Raw genomic sequence first — 19261 nt, 5'->3', positions numbered from 1 at the left:
CGGTTCACACCACCATCAATTGATGGTTCGCCAGTAAGGTGGCAAGATCGGTTTGCACCCCATTGATGGTAATTGCCACCGTGGGTGTAAATGCGCCCGCGGCGCCGTCCCGGTCTATTAGCACCTCGCTATTACTGCCACTTTGTATTACGTTGATATAGCTGGTGATATTCCCCGCGCCAGCGTCCAGGGTCGCGACCCCATTGATATAACTTGCCCCCGCGTTTCCGCTGTAGCCACTGCCTGAAAACAGCTCCCGCAGGTCGATTCTGTCCGTATCCGCCGTTCCTTCCCAGGTACCGAGGGTGAAACCATTGACCACATCGCTCCCGTTGCCGCCCGTTGCGTCAGCACTATTGAGTAGCTTGAATAACAACGTGTCATGGCCCCCGCTACCGATATTCAGCGTGTCGTTGCCGCCGCGTCCCTCCAGCGTGTTATCCTGCGCATTCCCGGTCAGGGTGTCGTTAAAGTCGGAACCGGTAAGCCCCTCGATATTGATGAGCGTCGCCGTGTTAAAACCTGTCGCCTGGGCGGTGCTGTTGCCTAAATCCACCGTGACCCCCGTGGTCGCCATGCGAAAATCCACCACATCCATCCCGCCGGTGGCGCTCCAGGTTCCGTAACCGGAGAGATATGTCCAGCCGCCTGCGCCGGTATAACTGTCGGTTCCGGCTGTGGCGAAAAAGGTGTCGTTATACCCCGTGCCGACAAAATTTCCGTCATTGGTGGCGCTCCCGCCCTCCCCGCTCAATACATAAGCGTGAGTGGCATCGGTCGCCTGTAAGCCGCCCCAACTGGTATTCACCGTTTCGTTGATATTGGAACTCACCGTACCCACGCTTCTGACCAGCTCAGCGTGATAGGTTTCGCCAGCAAGCAACCCATAGAAGCTAACCAGCGCGGAAGAATCATTCATCCCCATCCCCGCCTGAGGATTGATAATTTGCGACGCGACCAGTCTCCCGGAAGCGTCATACAGCCGGACCGTATTACCGTAGTAAGTGTTGATACCGTTTTGATCGAGAATGCGCAGGTGAAGCGAGGTGCCATAATCAACCGCGTTGGTATTACGAATAAGGTACACCGCGCCCGTTTGCCGGGTAACCAGCACATCCACGGCTCCGTCCCAGTCATAATCCATTGTCGCCAGGCCGCTGCTACGCCCCTGCATATCACTGCCGAAGGCGGATTCCACCCAGTTACTGCCGCCCCCTTGGTTGGTATATAAGTAAGACTGTCCGTTGTTGGCGATACGCACGATATCCATCAAGCCATCATGGTTCCAGTCAGTCGCGGCGCTATAAAATCCTTCATAGCTCGTTCCGCCGCCAATGGTGACCGGTGCTGACAACCCCCCTGCGCCATCATTGGTGAGTAGCGATCCATAACCACTCTGCGAGCGCGTAGCAGGCAGATATAAATCCATAAAACCATCGCCATTAAAGTCCGCCCAGGTCATTGAAACAGCGTTGGCCGCACCGCTTGATCCCGTCGAACCATAAAAGGTATTGATGGTATTTTGCCCCCAAACGAAGGAGCCATCGCCCTGGTTGATAAGGGTTGAGAGGGTATAGTAGTTATTGAGGTTATAGGTGTGCTGGGCCAGATCGACATGCCCGTCATTATTTAAATCAACCCCGGACGCTTCAACCAGGCTAAAGTAACCCGCCACAGTTTGGCCTGGCGTTGCACTCGCGCTATTATTAGCCGTCGTCGATGCCGCCGTTAAGATTCCCCCAGTGTTCCATAAGAAGGTGTTTGAATCAGGCCCGCCGGCATCAGTAACCAGAAAATCCAGATATCCATCCCCTTCCCGATCGAAAGCGATGAGGCTGCTATACCAGACCAGTACCGATGTCCCCACTTCATAGGCACCCGACCAGGTACCATTACCATTATTGGTATAACCGACAACATTACTGCCTGAGTAATCATTCCTTGCCACTAACAGATCCAGCGTACCGTTACGGTCCCAGTCAGCCAGTGAACTGGCGGAGTAGCGCTGGGAAGCGACAACCAACGTCAGCGGAGTATTCGTCCAGTTAAGCGGATCGGTGGATTGCATCACCTCCTGATTGGTGACCACCATCCACCTGCCGTTGTTATCCAGCGCCACCGTCGTACTGAAAGCTTGATTATCAGCCCCCGTGCTCCAGGTCGGGGTATAATCAATCTCTTGATTGACCGTCACTTCTCCGGTGCTAATTCCGCTGACCGCGCCATTACCCGCCGTGTTTTTCACCTGGGTGGTAACGGTGTAAGGGGTCGCAGAGGCCGCCAGCGCAGCGCTAGCCGGGAGTTGCAAATACCAGGTATTGTTTGCCGGATCGACGACAACAGCACCGCCAGGCAAAGAGGTATAAGTGACGCCATTCACCGTCAGCTCGATATACTCCCCATTCACCAGGGCGGCTGACAACGTACCATTGATAATCGGGGTGACATCTCGCGTGGTCTGGTTATTAATGGGCGCTAACGTCGTTGGTACGGAGGTATCGACGGTCAACACAAAGTCCGTAGAGGTGTTGAGATTGCCCGCCAGATCTTCAACCCGTGCGGTATAGGTATAGCTCCCACTGATAAGTCCACTCTCGGCATAAGTCCAGTTCAGTGCGCCGACCATGGTCACGGCCTCCAGGCGTATACCGTTGCGATAGAGGTACAGCACTTCATCGCTTGCCAGCGGCGCATCAAGCACACCGCTGATTAACGGCGCAGTATCATCGGTCACATAAGTGCTATCAAAGGTTCCCTGCCGCTCCCCGGTATCGTCGGTATAGGAGACAATTTCGGCCGTCGTCACCGAAGCCTGGGTATCCACGACCACCGTTTGCGTGACCGGCTGGCTTGCGTTCCCGGCAGCATCAATCACGCGAAGCTGGTAATCATAACTCCCGTCAGTAAGCGTCCGGGTATCGGTAAAACTCCACTGATTTGCACTAAGGGTAAGCGGTATCCATGTGGCACCATTATTGGTGCTAATTTGCAACGTTTCGCCCACACTCAAGGGGCTGGACACCTCGCCATTAATCGTTAAGGTTGTATCACTGGTAATAAAGTCGCTTACCGAGCGCCCGGTATCGTCATTAAGGCTGGTGACGGTCACCCCTTGCGCAGGAGCCGTAGTATCAACCACCACAGTTTGTGTACTGAATGACCCCACATTACCCGCCACATCAATGACCCGAACCCGGTATTCATACGATCCATCTGTCAGGGCGCGCCCATCGGTATAGGTCCAGCCAAGACCATCGGCCGAGAGGATAACATTGACCCAGCTTTGCCCGGAGTCGACGCTTATCTGCGCCACTTCCGTTGCAGAGAGCGCCGCCCCTAACTGACCATTCAACGTGAGTGACGTATCATTGGTGATAAAATCGCTGCTGCTGGCACCTGAATCCGTGGTGATGGCGGTGATAGTAATGGTTTTGCTGGCATCCGGCGCGGTGGTATCAACAACGACGACCTGGTTATCAGTCGCCCCTACATTGCCCGCGTTATCAATAACCCGCACCAGATAGATAGCGTTGCCATCGGGCAAGGTACGGCTGTCGCTGTAGATCCAGCTTGTGCCGTTCACCACAAGGTCGGTCCAGCTTACCCCGCCATCAATACTGATTTGCGCTTTTTCATTGCCGCTAAGCGGCGCCCCGACGGAACCATTAATCACCAACTGCGTGGCGTTGGTATTGAAATCCGTGCTGCTAAGGCCGCTGTCGTTGAGCAATGAGTCAATGCTGATAGTCATGCCAGGCGGGGTGAGATCAACCGTCACCGTATGGCTGTCGCTCCCGGTATTTCCTGTCGCATTATTGACCGCAGCAGTGATCACATAGGCCCCGCCATCGGCCAGCGCTGACACATCCGCGCTGCCCACGGTGTAATTCCAGCTGCCATCGCTTTGTACCGTCGTGCTATAGGTTTTACCGTTGAGGGTGATTGTGACCGTCTGGCCTGCGGGAGCATTTGTTGTGCCGCTAATGATAAGCGGCGTCGCGTGTTCTGCTGCGCTGACAATATCGTCGCTGGCGAAGGTCGCAATCGTGATAGTGGGCCGATCGCCACTGAGCGTCACCGTATGGCTGGCCGTGGCCGGGTTGCCTGCGCTGTCAGTAATCGTCGCGGTGATAGCGTAGTCGCCGTCGCCCAACCCGAGGAAATCTCGTGCCGGTACCACGACCGACCAGCCACCGCTACTGCTAACAACAGCGGTATAGTTATGTCCGGCAAAGGAAACGGTGATAGTCTGGCCTGGCTCAGCGGTCGTTGTCCCGCTGACGGTCTGCCCGGCCTGCTGTTCACCTGTATTGATGATGTCATCTCCGGCCACGGTAGCAAAAGTAATGGTTGGCGCGGTTTTATCCACGGTCAGGGTATGTGTTGTCTGCGCGCTGTTACCCGCCAGATCGCTGACCGTCGCGCTGACGGTTTGCGCGCCTTCAGGCAGCGAAGCAAGATCCGCCGCCGACACCGTAACGACCCAGCTGCCGTTAGCCGCAACCGTGGTCGAAAATTGTTGACCGGCCAGGGTCATCACCAGGCTATCGCCCGCTTGCGCCCCGATTGCCGTACCGCTGATAATTTGCGACTGCGTATGTTCGATACTGTTGATGACGTCATCGCCGGTCACCGCATTAAACTGGATAACCGGCGCGCTGGCATCCAGGGTGAGCGGTTTCGTGGCACTGCCCGGATTGCCCGCAGTATCGTTGACTGAGGCTTGCACTGTGTAATTATTGTCCGCCAGAGTCTGGAGATAGCTGGCGGGTATCGTCAGGCTCCAGCTGCCGTCGGCCTGAACCTGGGTGGTGTAACTGGTACCGTTCAGCGACACCGTCACCGTCTGACCCGCTTCTGCCGTGCTGCTTCCGGAAACGACGACGCCAGCCGCCGCTTCACTGCTGTTAATCGTGTTATCGCCAGCGATGGTATCAATGATTATCAGCGGGAGCGCCGCATCCACCTGGTATTCATGCCCGGCGGCGTTTATCACATCATCGCCCGCCAGGGTGTTCACCGTGATCGCCACCGGCGCCAGGTCCACCGTGACGTTATGCGTGATGCTCACCGGGTTCCCGGCGCTGCTGCTGCCGGAGACCGCTATCGCCACCGTGCCCGCAGGCCAGGCGCTGACATCCGCCGCCGGTACGCCGGTGCTCCAGCGCCCGTCCGCCGCCACGCTCGCCTCGTAACTGACGCCGTTAATCACCACCGCCAGCGTCGCGCCCGCACTCAGCCCGCTGCTGCTGCCGGAGATAATCAGCGCCTGGCCGTGCTCGATGCTGTTCACCACATCGTCACCGGCCACCGTGTCCACCCGCAGCCCCGGCAGGTTCGCATCAATGGTCACCGCCCGGCTGCCGCTGCCGCTGTTACCCTGTGCATTGGTCACCGAGGCGCTCACCGTCAGCGCACCGTTACCGAGCGCGGCCAGGTCTGCCGACGGCACCGTCACGCTCCAGCTCAGATCCGCCTGCACCGTCGCGCTGTAACTGTTGCCGCCCAGCGTCACCGTGTCCCCCGCCGCCGCGTTCGTGACGCGACCGCTGATGAGTTGATCCGTTGCCGCTTCGGCAGCGTTGATGATGTCATCCGTGGCTATCGGGTTTATCGCTAGCCCGGCAGAGAGCTGTCCACCTGCACAAAATGGCTGCTGGTCACACTATTGCCTGCCGTGTCGGCGACGGTCGCGGTGACGCTATAGCGCGCTTCACCCAGCGCGCCGACTGCCAGGGCGGGCACCGTTACGCTCCAGTTGCCGCTGGCATCCGTAGTGGTATGGTAATCCAGGCCATTGAGGGTCACCGTCACCGCCGCGCCCGCCACCTGGTTGCTGGTGCCGCTGATTGTCAGCGCCTGCCCCTTCTCGGTGGCGTTGATAATGTCATCACCGGCGATCGTGTTGATGGTCAGCGTGGGCACGGTGGTCGTGACGGTGAATGTTCGTGTTTGGCTACCGATGTTGCCCGCGCTATCGCTAACGGTGGCGCTGACGGTGTAAGTACCATCGCTCAGGCCGCTTACGACCGACGCAGGCAGCCCGATACTCCAGTTGCCTGCACTGTCCACAATCGTTGAATAATTAACATTATTAATGGTGAGGTTTACTACATCTCCCGCAGCGGCTCCCGCCACACTCCCCGTGATCACTTGTGCCTGAGTATGTTCGCGGGCATTAATGACATCATCCCCCGCAATCGTATCAATGGTCACAACCGGAACGCCGGTATCAACAGTCGCCGTATGGGTGGTGTTGGCCGCGTTGCCTGCGATATCGCTGACGCTGGCGCTCACGCTAAGAGTACCGGGACTCAGCGCACCCACATCGGCTGCCGGGACGGTGACGCTCCAGCTTCCGTCAGCCTGCACGGTCGTTTGATAGTTTTTCCTGTTCAGGCTCACAATGACCGTTTGCCCGGCCTCCGCGGTGGAAGTACCTGTGATGGTGAGCGCTTGTTGCGCTTCAGCGCCATTAATAATGTTATCTGCCGTCAGATTGTTAATCGCCAGCAAGAGAAACTGACTATCAACGGTAATATCGCGCTGGGATTGCGCGCTGTTACCCGCTGCGTTCGTGACATTCACTACTACCGTTGCCAGGCCATCAGGCAGCTGATTTATCTCACTGGCCGGGATGCTCAGGCTCCAGGAACCATTCGCCTGAACCTGAGCCGTAAACGTCTGCCCGGCAAACTGGATAGCGACGGTCTGCCCGGCTTCCACGTTCTGCGTCTGCCCGGACAGCGTTAACACAGTGGCTTTTTCTGTCGCATTCAGGATGTCGTCACCGGCAATAACATTTATCGAGATTGCGACAGCACTGAGTTCGATCGTAATGGGACGATCAATCGACGCCGCATTTCCCGCCGGGTCCTGGGCGCTGGCGTTCACAACGACAGTTCCGGTCGGCCAGCTTTGAAGATCGGCGGCAGGCACGCCGATTTGCCAGTTGCCGCTGGCGTCAGTGACGGCCTGGTAAGTCAGGCCATTGATAGTAACGGTGACAACGGTACCCGCCGGGAGATTGCTGCTTGAACCTGAAATAGCCAGGTCCTGTTGCCGCTCAACACTGTTCACCACATCATCGCCGGATATGGTATCGATACGTAACCCCGGCAGGCCAGTATCAATGGTGATGTCATGTCGGGTGCTGCCAGTGTTGCCACGGCTATTGGTGACGGAGGCGGTAAAAGTCAATGGCCCATCACCAAAACTTCTCAGGTCGCTTGCGGGTACGGTGAGGTTCCAGCTCAGATCGCTGGCAACCGTGGCGCTCCAGGTCTTACCGCCGAGGGTGACTATCACTGTGTCTCCGGCGGCGGCACCAACGACCGTGCCGCTGAGAGGTTGATCAATGCCGGCTTCGGTATTGTTGACCTGGTCATCACCCGCAAAGACATTCACCGTTACGCGTGGCAACAGGGTATCGACCAGCAAATTCGCCTGTGCCGAACCGGTGCTTCCCGCAATGTCCGTGCCCGTGGCAGTGACGACATAAATCGTGTTCGCCAGTTTCACCACATCCGCCACCGGTACTTCTACGGCCCAGACGCCGCCGGTCGCGGTCGTGGTATAGGTGACATTGTTCAGCGTCACGGTGACGACATTGCCATCGGGCAGATTTGTCGTACCGCGCAACGCCAAAGGTTGTAAGGCCTCCTGCGCATTGAGAATATTGTCCTGACTGATGGTATCAATCGTCAGAACCGGCGTCGTGACAACGACGCTAATATCATGCGTTGCACTGCCGCTATTTCCTGCCGCGTTCGTGACGGTGACAGAGATAGTGTGGCTGCCTGCGCCAAGCGTCGCGGGAGGCACGCCGACGCTCCAGCTACCATCAGCCTGTACCACCGTGGTAAAAGCGCTACTGCCTAACGTAACGCTAACCGTATCTCCCGCTGCCGCACCGCTCACTTGCCCGGAGATAATCTGCGCAACCGCCAGTTCGCTATTATTAATGACATCATCACCTGCCACGGTGTTTACCGTTACCACCAGAGCCGTGGTATCAACGCGAAAGCCCGCATCAGCACGACCGATATTCCCGGCTTTATCGCTGACGCTTACCGACAAGGTTTTGTCGCCTTCCGTCAGGGCCTGGACGTCGCTGGCATCCACGGTCGCTTGCCATGTTCCATCGCTGGCGACGGTCGCCGTGTAACTCTTACCGTTCAGGCTCAGCGTGACGACCTGCCCTGGCTGAGCATCGGTGCTACCGCTCAGAACCAACACTCTGTTATGTTCGGCGGCATTGATGATGCCATCCTGTGCGACAGGATTGACCGAAATCGTTGGCGGCGCGGTATCAACAATAAATGTGCCAGGCCCGGTAATGGTATTTCCCGTGGCGTCTTTGCCCGAGACGCTAACTGTCCAGCTGCCATCCGTCAGGGCTTTCGCATCTTCGGCGGGTACATTGACGCGCCAGTTGCCGCTGCTATCTACTGTTGCAGCGTAGTCTTTCCCATTCAGGCTGACGGTTAGCGCGGTGCCTGGCGCAAGGTTAAGGGTCGCGCCACTGAGAGCGAACCCCGCCGCTTGCTCTGCAGCATTGACGATATTATCACCAGCCGTGGTCGCAAGGCTGATACTGGCGGCTGCGCTATCTACTGTCAGCGTTATTTCACCAGCCGGTGTCGTTTCGCTCCCGTTAATTTGCACGACTGACCAGGTGTGTTCTCCGTCTGATTGTGTCGGGAGCTTCACCGTCCAGGTACCGTCCTCTTTCACCATCGCGCTGGCAATTGTGTTACCGCCGCTGTCTTTCACCTGGATAGTCGCGCCGGGTTCACCGGTTCCACTAAAGGTTGGCGTCGTATCATCCGTTATCGCCCCGGAATTTAATACGCCCTGGCTACCGCCCACTGTATCGGTGACTAAAAACGTGGGGGGCGACGGCTGTGCGCCAGGCGGGGGTTGCACAACTTCTGTTTCTGTCTGCCCGCCGTTGTCATTTGCCAGCAGGAAGCCTGCCGCACCAGCGCCCAGCGCAGCTACGCCGCCCAGTGCCCACGGAAGTATACCCGCGTCAGCCTCAAGCCCAAGGAAGGGTTCGATACTGTCGATGGGGGTCATGTGAGGGATTAACTCGACAGGCCCGGGTGTCGTTGCCGCGACGGCACCAGATTCGGTAAAAGTAATATGTGTAAGGCTTTGCCCGTCGTCAAAAACCAGCTCAGAGTGTTCACCGGTGTCCAGCGCTTCCACGAAAAAGTCATTGCAACGGATAACTGTCCCATCCTGCATATAAATCAGCAGGTCATTTCCCTCACGGGCATAACGGGCAACGGCCCCCGATGCGACCGGAACCTGCACCTTCACAACTGAAGGCTCATAAACCACCAGGGTCACATTCCCGCTGCTTACAACCGTTTGTTTAACGGAGGTTTTACGGGAAATAATGTCAACAGCTGCGCTCATAATTAACTCCAGTGACCATGCGTGAGAAGATGTCGCCAGTTAATGCAGTTCGGGCAAATCGCCATAGACACCGCTGCTAATACCCAGCAGCGGAATTAAGTTATTTACTGAAGACGCATAATTTACCGCTGCGCGCCAGCCATCGAATTTTGCGTTTATTTCAGCAGACTGTGCCTGGAAAACATCCTGTTCAGCGCTTAAAAGGTCATTCAGGCTACGTGTGCTTAACTGATATTCTCCCTGATAGATTTTTCGCGTCTGAAGAGCACTCACCGCCTGTTCTGCATTCACCTTTTCACGGCTGCGAGCGCCCTGCCATTCAGCAAACGCCACCGATGCTTTTTGCAAAACATCCAGTTTGGCTTGCTCGATAAGGGTCGCTGAGACCTGCCGTTTTCCTTCTGCTTGTTGCACCCGTGCCGAAACCGCTCCTCCCTGATAAATAGGCGCTTCAACATTGAGCTGTAGCTGATCGTTCCAGTAAGAACGATCGCGGGTTTGATTACGAATTTTCCCGCCCTTGAGAGAGAGTGTCGGCCAGTGTTCAGCTTTGCTGCTCTGGACACCGTAATCCGCTGATAAACGGGTATATTCTGCAGCCTGTACAGCGGGAACGTTGGCATAATCAATGTTATCAAGGGCCGTTGGCTGCTCTGCTAATTCTTGCGGCAAGGGCGCTAAAGATGCAGGCTGTACCCCATTTAACACCGCCAGTTGCGCTTTCGCGCTTTGTTGCTGAGCTTGATACTCCTGATAATTAGCACGCATACCCGCAATGCGTGTTTGTGCCTGAAGTTCATCGGACGTAGAGTTTAATCCTGAGTCAGCGCGTAATTTAGCCAATCGCCTGACAATGCCCAGTGCGTCAATATTTTTGCGGGCGGCTTCACTAAGCGTTTGATATCGATTGACTTCAATAAAGGCGAGCGCTGTTTTTTCTGCAACATCTGCCAGTGTCGCCATTAATTCAAAACGATCGCGCTCGTGAATCGCGCCCTGCTCTTTAATGGTGTTACTGGTTTTCCCAAAATCGTAAACCAACTGGCTGAGGGTAATACCATAGGATGCTGAGTTATCCAGGCTGCCGCTTGAATCATACTGCCGCGATGGACCGGCATTGCCCATTAGTGCAATTTGCGGATACCAGCCGCTTTTCGCTTCATCAATTTGCGCCTGGCTAATACCCATTTGCGCCGCTTTCTGCGCTATTTCCGGGTTGCGGGCAAAAGCGCGTAATATGCTCTCTTTCAACGTTAAATTGCTAAGAGAATTGTATCCAGACGCCGCATATCCAGGCGAATTAATAGAAGACAGAAACGAAGCGATTAACAGGCAAGCGCCGATGTGTTTAACATCTTTAAATACCATCATCGATAAGGATCCTTATGGATTTTTTTCTCAACCTGCTCAGTCATATAAAAAAGTATTACGCAGCGTAAAAAAAATATTCCCCAAACACGACGCAGACGAGCCTTTCAGGGGATGTAGAAAGACGCCAGGATTAAAGAGTTATATTTATTACAAAATTCAGTATAATCCATTTCCTTTTATCTTCTACTTATCTTCCTCTCTGCAGTTAATTTTATGATATCCAATCATATAAGGAGATTAACCAACACATGAAACAACCAGACGTTACTGTTAAGACTGACAAATAAAATTAATTAAATCAGCAGGTTTATTGCCAGGTTAAGCTTTATTTTTGTTTGCTTATTTAACCCTTTATTTCTATGTTCCTTGTGGGTTCAGCCAGCATCAATTAATTGATACGCCTGACAATATTTCATGCTTAACACGCCCAAACGTATTTAACGTCATCTGGGTAGTGAAAGCATTACTTCACTTTCCCCTCGTTTATAAGTTACGCAATACAATCTATTAATATTGGGATGGTATTTTTGGCGAATATCTCGCTGATTTGCATCATATTATATTGAGGAAAAATTACCCTGTGAGATAAACGACGCAGAGGTAAAGATACGTTAAGGCATGCGGAGCAGAGGGGAAGAGGCAACGTCAACCTTATGCAAAATTTGCGATATATCTTATGCATTCACCAACACACGCCTGGTGACCTTGACCCCGAGGGCTGACGACGCGGCAGGTTCGGTGCTCTTCGCAGGGCGCTGCTGTTTGCTGCCATTGAGCGGTAGCGGTACGAGCTGCGGCTGATCCACAACACTACTGCCTTATTGTTTTATGAATTTCATTCATAACGGCTATTTCATTTGCGTAATTATCTTTCTTTTCAACTTCGTTAAATATGTGGGTCGACCTGACAGCAGCGCTGCTGGCTGAACATGGCGCTTAAGAGCAAATAGAGGAGTTTGTCGAGCAAGGGGGCTAAATAATTAACGCTGACAACTCAGATATGATTGAACGGCAAACACAACAGAGGGCGTAATCTTGAGGATAATCTTAAAAACGCTGGCCATCTGCGTGATGGCGGGTAGCCTGGTGGCACAGTCGGTAAATGCCGGGCCACTGGTCATTCAGGAACAGGGAAGCTTTTCTGCTGGCGGCACTATCATCACCGCGCCGGGAACATTTGACGCGAAAAAGCCGCTGGATTCTGCTGGCCAAACTTATCATGGCGATCATGCGTCTGTGTTCTACCAAATCCCGGAGAATCCGCATAAATACCCGATTGTCATGCTGCACGGCGCTGGTCAGTTTTCCCGTACCTGGGAAAGCACGCCGGATGGTCGTGAAGGGTTCCAGAACATATTCCTGCGCCGCGGGTTCTCAACTTACCTTGTCGATCAGCCACGCCGGGGCAGCGCCGGGCGCACGACTGTAGAGGGTACGGTTACGCCAAAACCGGATGAGCAGATGTGGTTTAATCAGTTCCGCGTTGGCGTGTGGCCGGAGTATTTTAAAGGCGTTCAGTTCTCTCACGACAAAGAAGCGTTGAATCAGTATTTCCGCCAGATGACCCCGAATACCGGGCCGTTTGATATCAATGTTATCTCTGATGCGATGTCCGCCGTCGTGGATAAATCCGGCCCGGCTATCCTCTTCACCCACTCTCAGGGTGGCGGACCAGGCTGGTACACGGCGATGAAAAACAACAAGGTCAAAGCCATTGTCGCCTTCGAGCCTGGCAGCAGTTTTGCCTTCCCGGAAAAAGAACTCCCTGCCCCTATGCCAAGTGCGTTCGACACGTTGAAGGGTGAGCCTGTGCCGATGGAACAGTTTATGGCGCTGACAAAAATCCCGATTTTGATTATTTACGGCGATAACATACCGGATAAACCTGTCGCCATGCCCGCACTGGACAGCTGGCGCGTACGCCTGGCAATGGCTCGCGAGTGGCGTGACGTGGTGAATAAACATGGCGGGGATGTGACGGTTACGCACCTTCCTGAGTCAGGAATCAAAGGGAATACCCACTTCCCGTTCTCTGATTTAAATAATGTGCAGATTGCTGATTTGGTGAGTCAATTCCTGAAGGAAAAAAATCTGCAGTAGTACGCGATAATATTGAGCCTTCATTATTGGCGGCTCAATACAAACATCAGCCCTATAAAAAATAAATGGCCTAATCCTGGCGAAAACAAATGAACCTGACGGTCTGCTTTGAGCGAGGAGCAGATCGGGTATTGATGATAGTGCCAGGTTTTATCGCGTGTCAGTGTCTCAGTCCGTAATCGATTTACTCATATTGACACCCGTAACCCCGAATCCGCTGGTTTCATAAACATGCCGGGCACGAGCATTATCACCTGCGACACGCAATCTGATCTCTTTGAAACCCTTTTCCTGCAGATACGCTTCAAAAGCACGTAGAGATTGTTTGCCAAGTCCCGCCCCCTGGCAGGGGTTGAAAATATGAAAATCGTAGATAAAAACAGTGCGCTTAGTCGAGTCTGGTTTGTACCAGAGATAACCTACATGGCTGTTCGCCTTGCCCGACTGAACAATAATACACATTAATACTTGCCCGAGTGTATTAACTCCATCAGGAAGCATTTCCGAGATCTCCTGCTTCGCTCTGGCAAGAGAATCATGAAGGGACTCCCCGTAGTTTGATTTGATTTCACATGCATAATCATTAACAAAATATTCAAGAAAAGCAGGATACTCATCTTTTGTCATCGGTCGGAAAGTAATCACATGGGCCCCTCAACCTCATGGTACTAAAAGTATTAAAATAGTAATACCGATGCGGTTCCCTATCGTCAATAGTATTAATTTGTGAATACACTTTCAGGTTAAGAGAATAGTTATCAGGACAAAGTCTGCTCCTGCCACGAATCTGTCCATCAAGAACTTAGTTAGGGTAGCTACGAGCTGTGAGTTCAACGGGTCGATGCAACGCTATCCTTAATCAAGGGGGGACGTTGCCATGAAACGAAGAACGCGCATTAACTACACGCCAGAGCAGAAGGCAATTATCTGGGACAGATATAAGCAAGGTGATTCTCTACATGATATCGCCAGAATGTTCGACAGATATCATTCTTCCATTATGCCCACTATCCACCAGACAGGCGTCTACCGTCCTCCCGTGCGAAAGCGGCACCGATTAGCGCTTTCGCTAGATGAAAGAGAGGAAATATCCAGAGGACTGGTAGCAAAACTCAGTATCAGGGACATCGCCGCCAAATTATCAAGAGCGCCCTCAACGATTAGCCGCGAGGTCAGGAGGTACGGAGGTGCCAAACAATACCGTGCAGCAAAAGCCAATGCTACTGCGTGGGAAAATGCGCTGAGACCAAAACCTTGCAAGCTAATTGAAAGCCCCGCATTGTGTAAAATCATTGCAGAGAAGATGCATCAGGACTGGTCGCCGGAACAGATCGCCGGTTGGCTGAAACGCTGTTATCCGGATAATCAGGAAATGCATGTGTCACACGAAACGATTTATAAAACACTTTTTATACAACCCCGGGGAGCATTAAAAAAAGAGCTGCAGCAATGCCTCAGAAGCGGAAGAGCGGTTCGTAGATCCAGAACGTCTTCGCTTAAAGGGAAAGGGTTAGGATCAATCCCGGATGCGATACCAATAAGCGAAAGGCCACCTGAAGTTGCAGACAGAGCCATACCGGGTCACTGGGAAGGTGACCTGATCCAGGGCTCGAAAAACGCCTATCTCGTCACTCTCGTAGAACGCCATTCCCGCTTTGTTATGCTGGCCAAAATCAGAGACAACAAGACCATAACGGTTATATCTGCACTCATCAGACAAGCCCGGGAATTACCTGTTGAGCTTTATAAAACACTAACATGGGATCGGGGGGCTGAAATGACCAGCCATACCCGATTTACTGTAGCGACAGACATTCAGATTTATTTCTGTGATCCTCAATCTCCCTGGCAACGCGGCTCAAATGAAAATACAAACAGATTACTCAGACAGTATTTTCCAAAAGGAACTGACTTATCAGTTCACAGCCAACAAAGACTAAACAGTGTCGCCAGACAGCTCAACGAGAGGCCGAGAAAAACGCCAGACTATGAATCACCCGCAGAGCGGTTCAATCAATGTGTTGCATCCATCGGTTGAACTCACAGCCAGAAACGGATATTACAAATATCATCGTTTGCGAATAAAGAGGAAGCCGGGCAGTGTTTTTGAGCATTTGCTTCGGTATCCGGGCGCTTCTCGCCGCGTTAAGCATATTCAACGATTTTAAATACCCAACATCTACGTTCAAGGATGTGGTTTGCTGGTCGCAGTTGAAGAAGGGGAGCTTTGAAAAATTGTATTCTGCCGTCTAAAAACGCCTGGTGGAATTCCCACGTATTTACTGAATGCCACGTTGAAAGCACTTGCAGATTGGTAACCTGTCTGGAATGCAATCTGTTCGATTTTATCATTGCTACTCATCAGTGCTTTTTTCGCTAACGACATTCGCCAGAAGAGCAGGTATTGCAGTGGAGACATACCAACTGTCTTATTGAATACAGCAAAAAAAGATGAACGAGACATTGCGCAGTGGCTGGCGAGCTGTGCTATTTTCCAGTCAAAATCCGGCTTTTCATGAATGAGATGCAGCGCTAAGGCGATCTTTTCGTGTTGTAGCCCTTGCAGGATGCCTGCCCTTTTTGACAAGTCATCATTATTACGTAACGACTCGACCAACAACAGTTGTAAAAGACGCATCAATACTCCTTCGCGCCCTGGTCGCTTGCTTCGGCTTTCATCTAAGAGGAGTTCAAGCAGCATTACGAAACGATGTTGTCCTTTAATAAGTATCTCGTTTGGTAGTAAAGAGACGATCAGTTTTTTTTCCGGCGTATCGAATTCACAGTGACCCACATTCATGAGCAGATCAGCCGGCCCGATTGTTGAGCCAATTCTCACGTGTCCTTCGCTGATAACTGTCGGCATAGTAATTTCTGTTGGACAGGACGCTCCCGCATTGGTGTTTTCAAAAGAGTTTGCTGCGGGTATTAAAAGGAAATCACCAGCCACGAGTAACTGAGGACCTTGTCCGTTAATATTAATCAGGCATTTACCTTCTAATACCGCGCAGTAAAAAGCCTCTCCTCCAGACTCCCGAACAATACGCCACTGCCCGGCACCTTCCACGAGTTTCGAATGAGAAGGTTTAGGATTGAGTAAGGCAACGATATCGGTCAATGGATCTGACATTGGACGATCTCTCAATTCATCTGGATTTTTGATTATATATTGTCCTGATAGTGGCGGCTATCATCACTTTTCTTGTCTAAAGAGAGGATGAAACATGTCAACAGTACTTATTACCGGATGCTCTTCAGGGTTTGGTCTTGCAACAGCAAAACTTTTTTTGCAAAAGGGCTGGGATGTGATTGCAACGATGAGAACGCCCGATCCAACACTTTTACCTGACAGCAGCAAACTGAGCGTTTTGCCGCTGGATATTACTTCCGCTGAGAGCATCGATAATGTGGTGAAAGAGGCCGGGGCAATTGATGTACTGGTGAACAACGCTGGTTTTGGTGCACCAGTACCGGTCGAGCTAACGCCTTTAGCAACCGCGCAGCAATTAATGAACACGAATGTCTTAGGTCCCTTGTCATTAACTCAAGCGTTTCTGCCTCTGATGAGAGAGAGAAAATCAGGGGTGATCATAAACGTCTCTTCCTCAGTGACAACCAGAGCGCTGCCATTAATTGGGCTCTATCGCGCAAGCAAAGCGGCTCTCAATGCCTGGAGCGAGTCATTATCAATCGAAGCCAGGCCTTTTGGTATTCGCGTCCATGTCGTATTACCGGGGCGCTCACCTGAAACGAAGTTTGGAGAGAATGCACGGGCCCATTTTCGCGGGGAAGACGATCCTGTTTATGGGAAAATGGTGGAGGAATTTGTCCAAAGGGTGAGAGAGACCCATTCGCCTGTGACTTACGCTGATGATGTAGCAAATGCCATTTTCGCGGTTGCTAACGATCAACATGCTCCGATCTACACCGCTGCGGGTGAAGATGCCAACGATTGGCTCAATGAGGCACAACAACTCTCCCCCTTCTCCTGTTAATAGCACCGAACGAAAACCTTATGAGTGGTGAAAACCAAAGAGAGGATATCTTCCTCTCTTCACCATGCGCGGCGAAATCACTAAAGTCAGCTTTTTGCTCATAGCGGATGACCGGCGAGGGTGGGTATTAGAGAAGGGCATAATAGAAGAGCAATTGGTGTATCTTTTGCATCCCTTTGGGTCGTCAGAGGTATGTTTATAGTTACCCGCGCAGTGCCGCTGGGAATACCTCGATTAGCCAGTTAATAAACACTCGTAACCGGTGCGTCATGTAACTGTTCTGCGGATAGACGACATAAAAAGGATAATTCGCGGGCCGCCATGCCTGTAGGATCTCAACAAGTGTGCCGTTGTTCAGTTCATCTTTCGCCGCATAGCAAAAGGTCTGGATAATTCCCATCCCGGCCACGGCCGCAGCCAAATGCGCATTACTTTCGTTAACCCCGATGTGATGCTGCATCTTCATCTCCCGCATTTCACCTTCTACGATGAAGCGAAAAGGAAAGGCTCTGCCCGTCAGCGGAGACAAATAGCTCACCAGCTTATGTCCATTTCTTAATTCATCCGGATATGCAGGTACGCCAGCGGCTTTCAGGTATCCCGGCGTAGCGCAGGTCACCATCGAGGCATCACCAATATGACGGGCGATCAACGATGAGTCATCAAGAGAGCCACCACGGATTACACAGTCCACATTTCCGCTAATAAGATCCACCGGCCTATCGGACACGCCTAAATCGATTTTGATTTCCGGATAGCGCTGCAAAAAATCCGGTAACGCTGGGATCAGGACTTCACGTGCGGTAGAGCCGCCGACATCAATACGCAGATACCCTTTAGGTCTGCTCTGTGAGGCGCTAAATGAAGTGTCTATCTCCTCAATATCAATTAGCACCCGAGAGGCTTTTTCATAATAGTCCTGACCCTCTGGCGTTGCGACGACGTGCCGGGTCGTGCGATGTAAAAGACGCACACCGAGATGGGCCTCCAGTGATTTAACCAGCTTACTTAATGTGGCATTCGGCAGATTCAGTGAATCCGCTGCCCGCGTAAAATTGCCGGTTTCCACCACTCGCGTAAACGCACGCATAGCCATTAACTGATCCACGTTTTGTTTCTCCGTGTGACAGCTGATTATTCACCTGTAGAAATAGTGTTTTCTATTTCTACTAATTTATCAATAATTTCTCTGCGGCTAAAGTGTGTTCACAGGCTGAATGACGGCCACTTCGAAACAACGTCGAGGATATGAATAATGAGTAAACCACTTTCAGACAAAATCGCCCTGGTCACGGGCGGCAGCACAGGAATCGGTCTTGCCAGTGCTCAGGAACTGGCGGCACAGGGGGCAAAAGTCTACATCACCGGACGTCGTCAGCAGGAGCTGGATGCGGCCATCGAGTTGATCGGCACGTCGGCTAAGGGGATTCGGGCTGATGTCTCCCGTCTTGACGATCTGGATAAGGTTTACGCGCAGATTGCGGAAGAGTCGGGGCGTCTGGACATTTTGTTTGCTAACGCCGGTGGCGGAGATATGCTGGCGCTGGGTGCTATAACCGAAGAACATTTTGACCGGATTTTCGGGATTAATGTTCGCGGAGTATTATTCACCGTCCAGAAAGCACTGCCACTGCTTGGTGCCGGTTCATCCATTATCCTCACCGCTTCCACCGTTTCGGTAAAAGGGACGGCTAACTTTAGCGTGTATAGCGCCAGTAAAGCCGCAGTGAGAAACTTTGCTCGCTCATGGGCGCTGGACTTGAAGGGGCGTGGTATTCGGGTGAATGTCGTGAGTCCGGGTCCGGTCAAAACGCCTGGATTAGGGGGGCTGGTTGCCGAGGAAGAGCGTCAGGGCCTGTTTGATGCACTGGCAGCACAGGTTCCGTTGGGCCGGATTGGTGAGCCAGCGGAAGTCGGCAAAGCCGTTGCATTTCTGGCTTCTGATGCCGCCAGTTTTATCAATGCCATAGAACTGTTTGTTGACGGCGGTATGGCGCAGATTTAAAGCTGATATCACACCGTTAAATCCCCCGAGGCGACGGGTTTTCAATGGACGGCTGGCGTCACGCAATTTTAACTTCACAGTGTGACAGCGCACAATACGGCTCCAGCCATCCCTGATGGGTTTTATCATCTCGCAAAACATAGCGACCGTTTGCAAATCACTCACCATCGTCAACAAAATTTGCGCATAACTCCCTTCTTATGACGAGTTTTGGTCATAACGGCTGCTGTGTGCCAGTGTAAAGACACCCGTTTTAATTCCATGCACTTTTTGAGGTTCCGGCATCAGTATTTACTATCCGGTACTCTTCCGGTGTCAGATGGTTCAGGGATTCGTGTGGGCGCTCACAATTATATTCGTTCAG

General features: G+C 52.5%; 10 protein-coding genes. 4 read left to right on the top strand and 6 right to left on the bottom strand.

Features of this window, described 5'->3' with window-relative positions; translation table 11 throughout:
• Window positions 1-4: 4 nt before the first annotated feature.
• The 3 genes from ACTU3N_RS19210 to ACTU3N_RS19200 are packed head-to-tail and all read right to left on the bottom strand — an operon-like array spanning window position 5 to window position 10797.
• Window positions 5-5587, bottom strand: coding sequence for an Ig-like domain-containing protein (locus ACTU3N_RS19210; protein WP_443087811.1), 5583 nt, complete (start codon window positions 5585-5587; stop codon window positions 5-7).
• 29 nt (window positions 5588-5616) lie between these two features.
• Window positions 5617-9426 carry an Ig-like domain-containing protein gene (locus ACTU3N_RS19205; RefSeq protein ID WP_443087729.1) on the bottom strand — a complete coding sequence of 1270 codons (3810 nt, stop codon included), beginning with the start codon at window positions 9424-9426 and terminating at the stop codon, window positions 5617-5619.
• A gap of 39 nt (window positions 9427-9465) precedes the next feature.
• Window positions 9466-10797, bottom strand: a complete 1332-nt coding sequence (locus ACTU3N_RS19200; RefSeq protein ID WP_443087728.1) for a TolC family outer membrane protein — start codon at window positions 10795-10797, stop codon at window positions 9466-9468.
• 1035 nt (window positions 10798-11832) lie between these two features.
• Between ACTU3N_RS19200 and ACTU3N_RS19195 the strand changes: the two genes are divergently transcribed.
• Window positions 11833-12897: an alpha/beta hydrolase gene (locus ACTU3N_RS19195; protein ID WP_443087727.1), complete on the top strand. Its 1065-nt coding sequence runs from the start codon at window positions 11833-11835 to the stop codon at window positions 12895-12897.
• A gap of 168 nt (window positions 12898-13065) precedes the next feature.
• Here the strand turns inward: ACTU3N_RS19195 and ACTU3N_RS19190 are convergent, their stop codons facing one another.
• Window positions 13066-13542 (bottom strand): GNAT family N-acetyltransferase, encoded by a 477-nt coding sequence (locus tag ACTU3N_RS19190; RefSeq protein WP_443087726.1) that lies wholly within the window; start codon window positions 13540-13542, stop codon window positions 13066-13068.
• Window positions 13543-13774: 232 nt separating this feature from the next.
• On the opposite strand from ACTU3N_RS19190, the gene ACTU3N_RS19185 reads away from it, so the two are divergent.
• Window positions 13775-14935, top strand: a complete 1161-nt coding sequence (locus ACTU3N_RS19185) for an IS30 family transposase (RefSeq protein ID WP_443087725.1) — start codon at window positions 13775-13777, stop codon at window positions 14933-14935.
• A 147-nt stretch (window positions 14936-15082) separates the two neighbouring features.
• Here ACTU3N_RS19185 and ACTU3N_RS19180 read toward each other — a convergent pair whose 3' ends face one another.
• The gene (locus ACTU3N_RS19180; protein ID WP_443087724.1) at window positions 15083-16027 is read right to left on the bottom strand and encodes an AraC family transcriptional regulator; all 945 of its coding nucleotides are present in this window, start codon (window positions 16025-16027) and stop codon (window positions 15083-15085) included.
• A gap of 94 nt (window positions 16028-16121) precedes the next feature.
• Here ACTU3N_RS19180 and ACTU3N_RS19175 point away from each other — a divergent pair, with 94 nt between their 5' ends.
• Window positions 16122-16892 (top strand): SDR family oxidoreductase, encoded by a 771-nt coding sequence (locus ACTU3N_RS19175; protein WP_443087723.1) that lies wholly within the window; start codon window positions 16122-16124, stop codon window positions 16890-16892.
• Between the two features lie 202 nt (window positions 16893-17094).
• Here ACTU3N_RS19175 and ACTU3N_RS19170 read toward each other — a convergent pair whose 3' ends face one another.
• On the bottom strand, window positions 17095-17988 hold the full coding sequence (locus ACTU3N_RS19170; protein WP_443087722.1) for a LysR family transcriptional regulator: 894 nt from the start codon (window positions 17986-17988) through the stop codon (window positions 17095-17097).
• A gap of 159 nt (window positions 17989-18147) precedes the next feature.
• Between ACTU3N_RS19170 and ACTU3N_RS19165 the strand changes: the two genes are divergently transcribed.
• Window positions 18148-18897 carry an SDR family NAD(P)-dependent oxidoreductase gene (locus tag ACTU3N_RS19165; protein WP_443087721.1) on the top strand — a complete coding sequence of 250 codons (750 nt, stop codon included), beginning with the start codon at window positions 18148-18150 and terminating at the stop codon, window positions 18895-18897.
• Window positions 18898-19261 lie beyond the last annotated feature (364 nt).

Origin of the sequence: Vagococcus sp. WN89Y, assembly GCF_052220145.1 — a bacterium.
GTDB lineage: Bacteria > Pseudomonadota > Gammaproteobacteria > Enterobacterales > Enterobacteriaceae > Kosakonia.
This window is presented reverse-complemented; position numbering and strand designations above follow the sequence as displayed.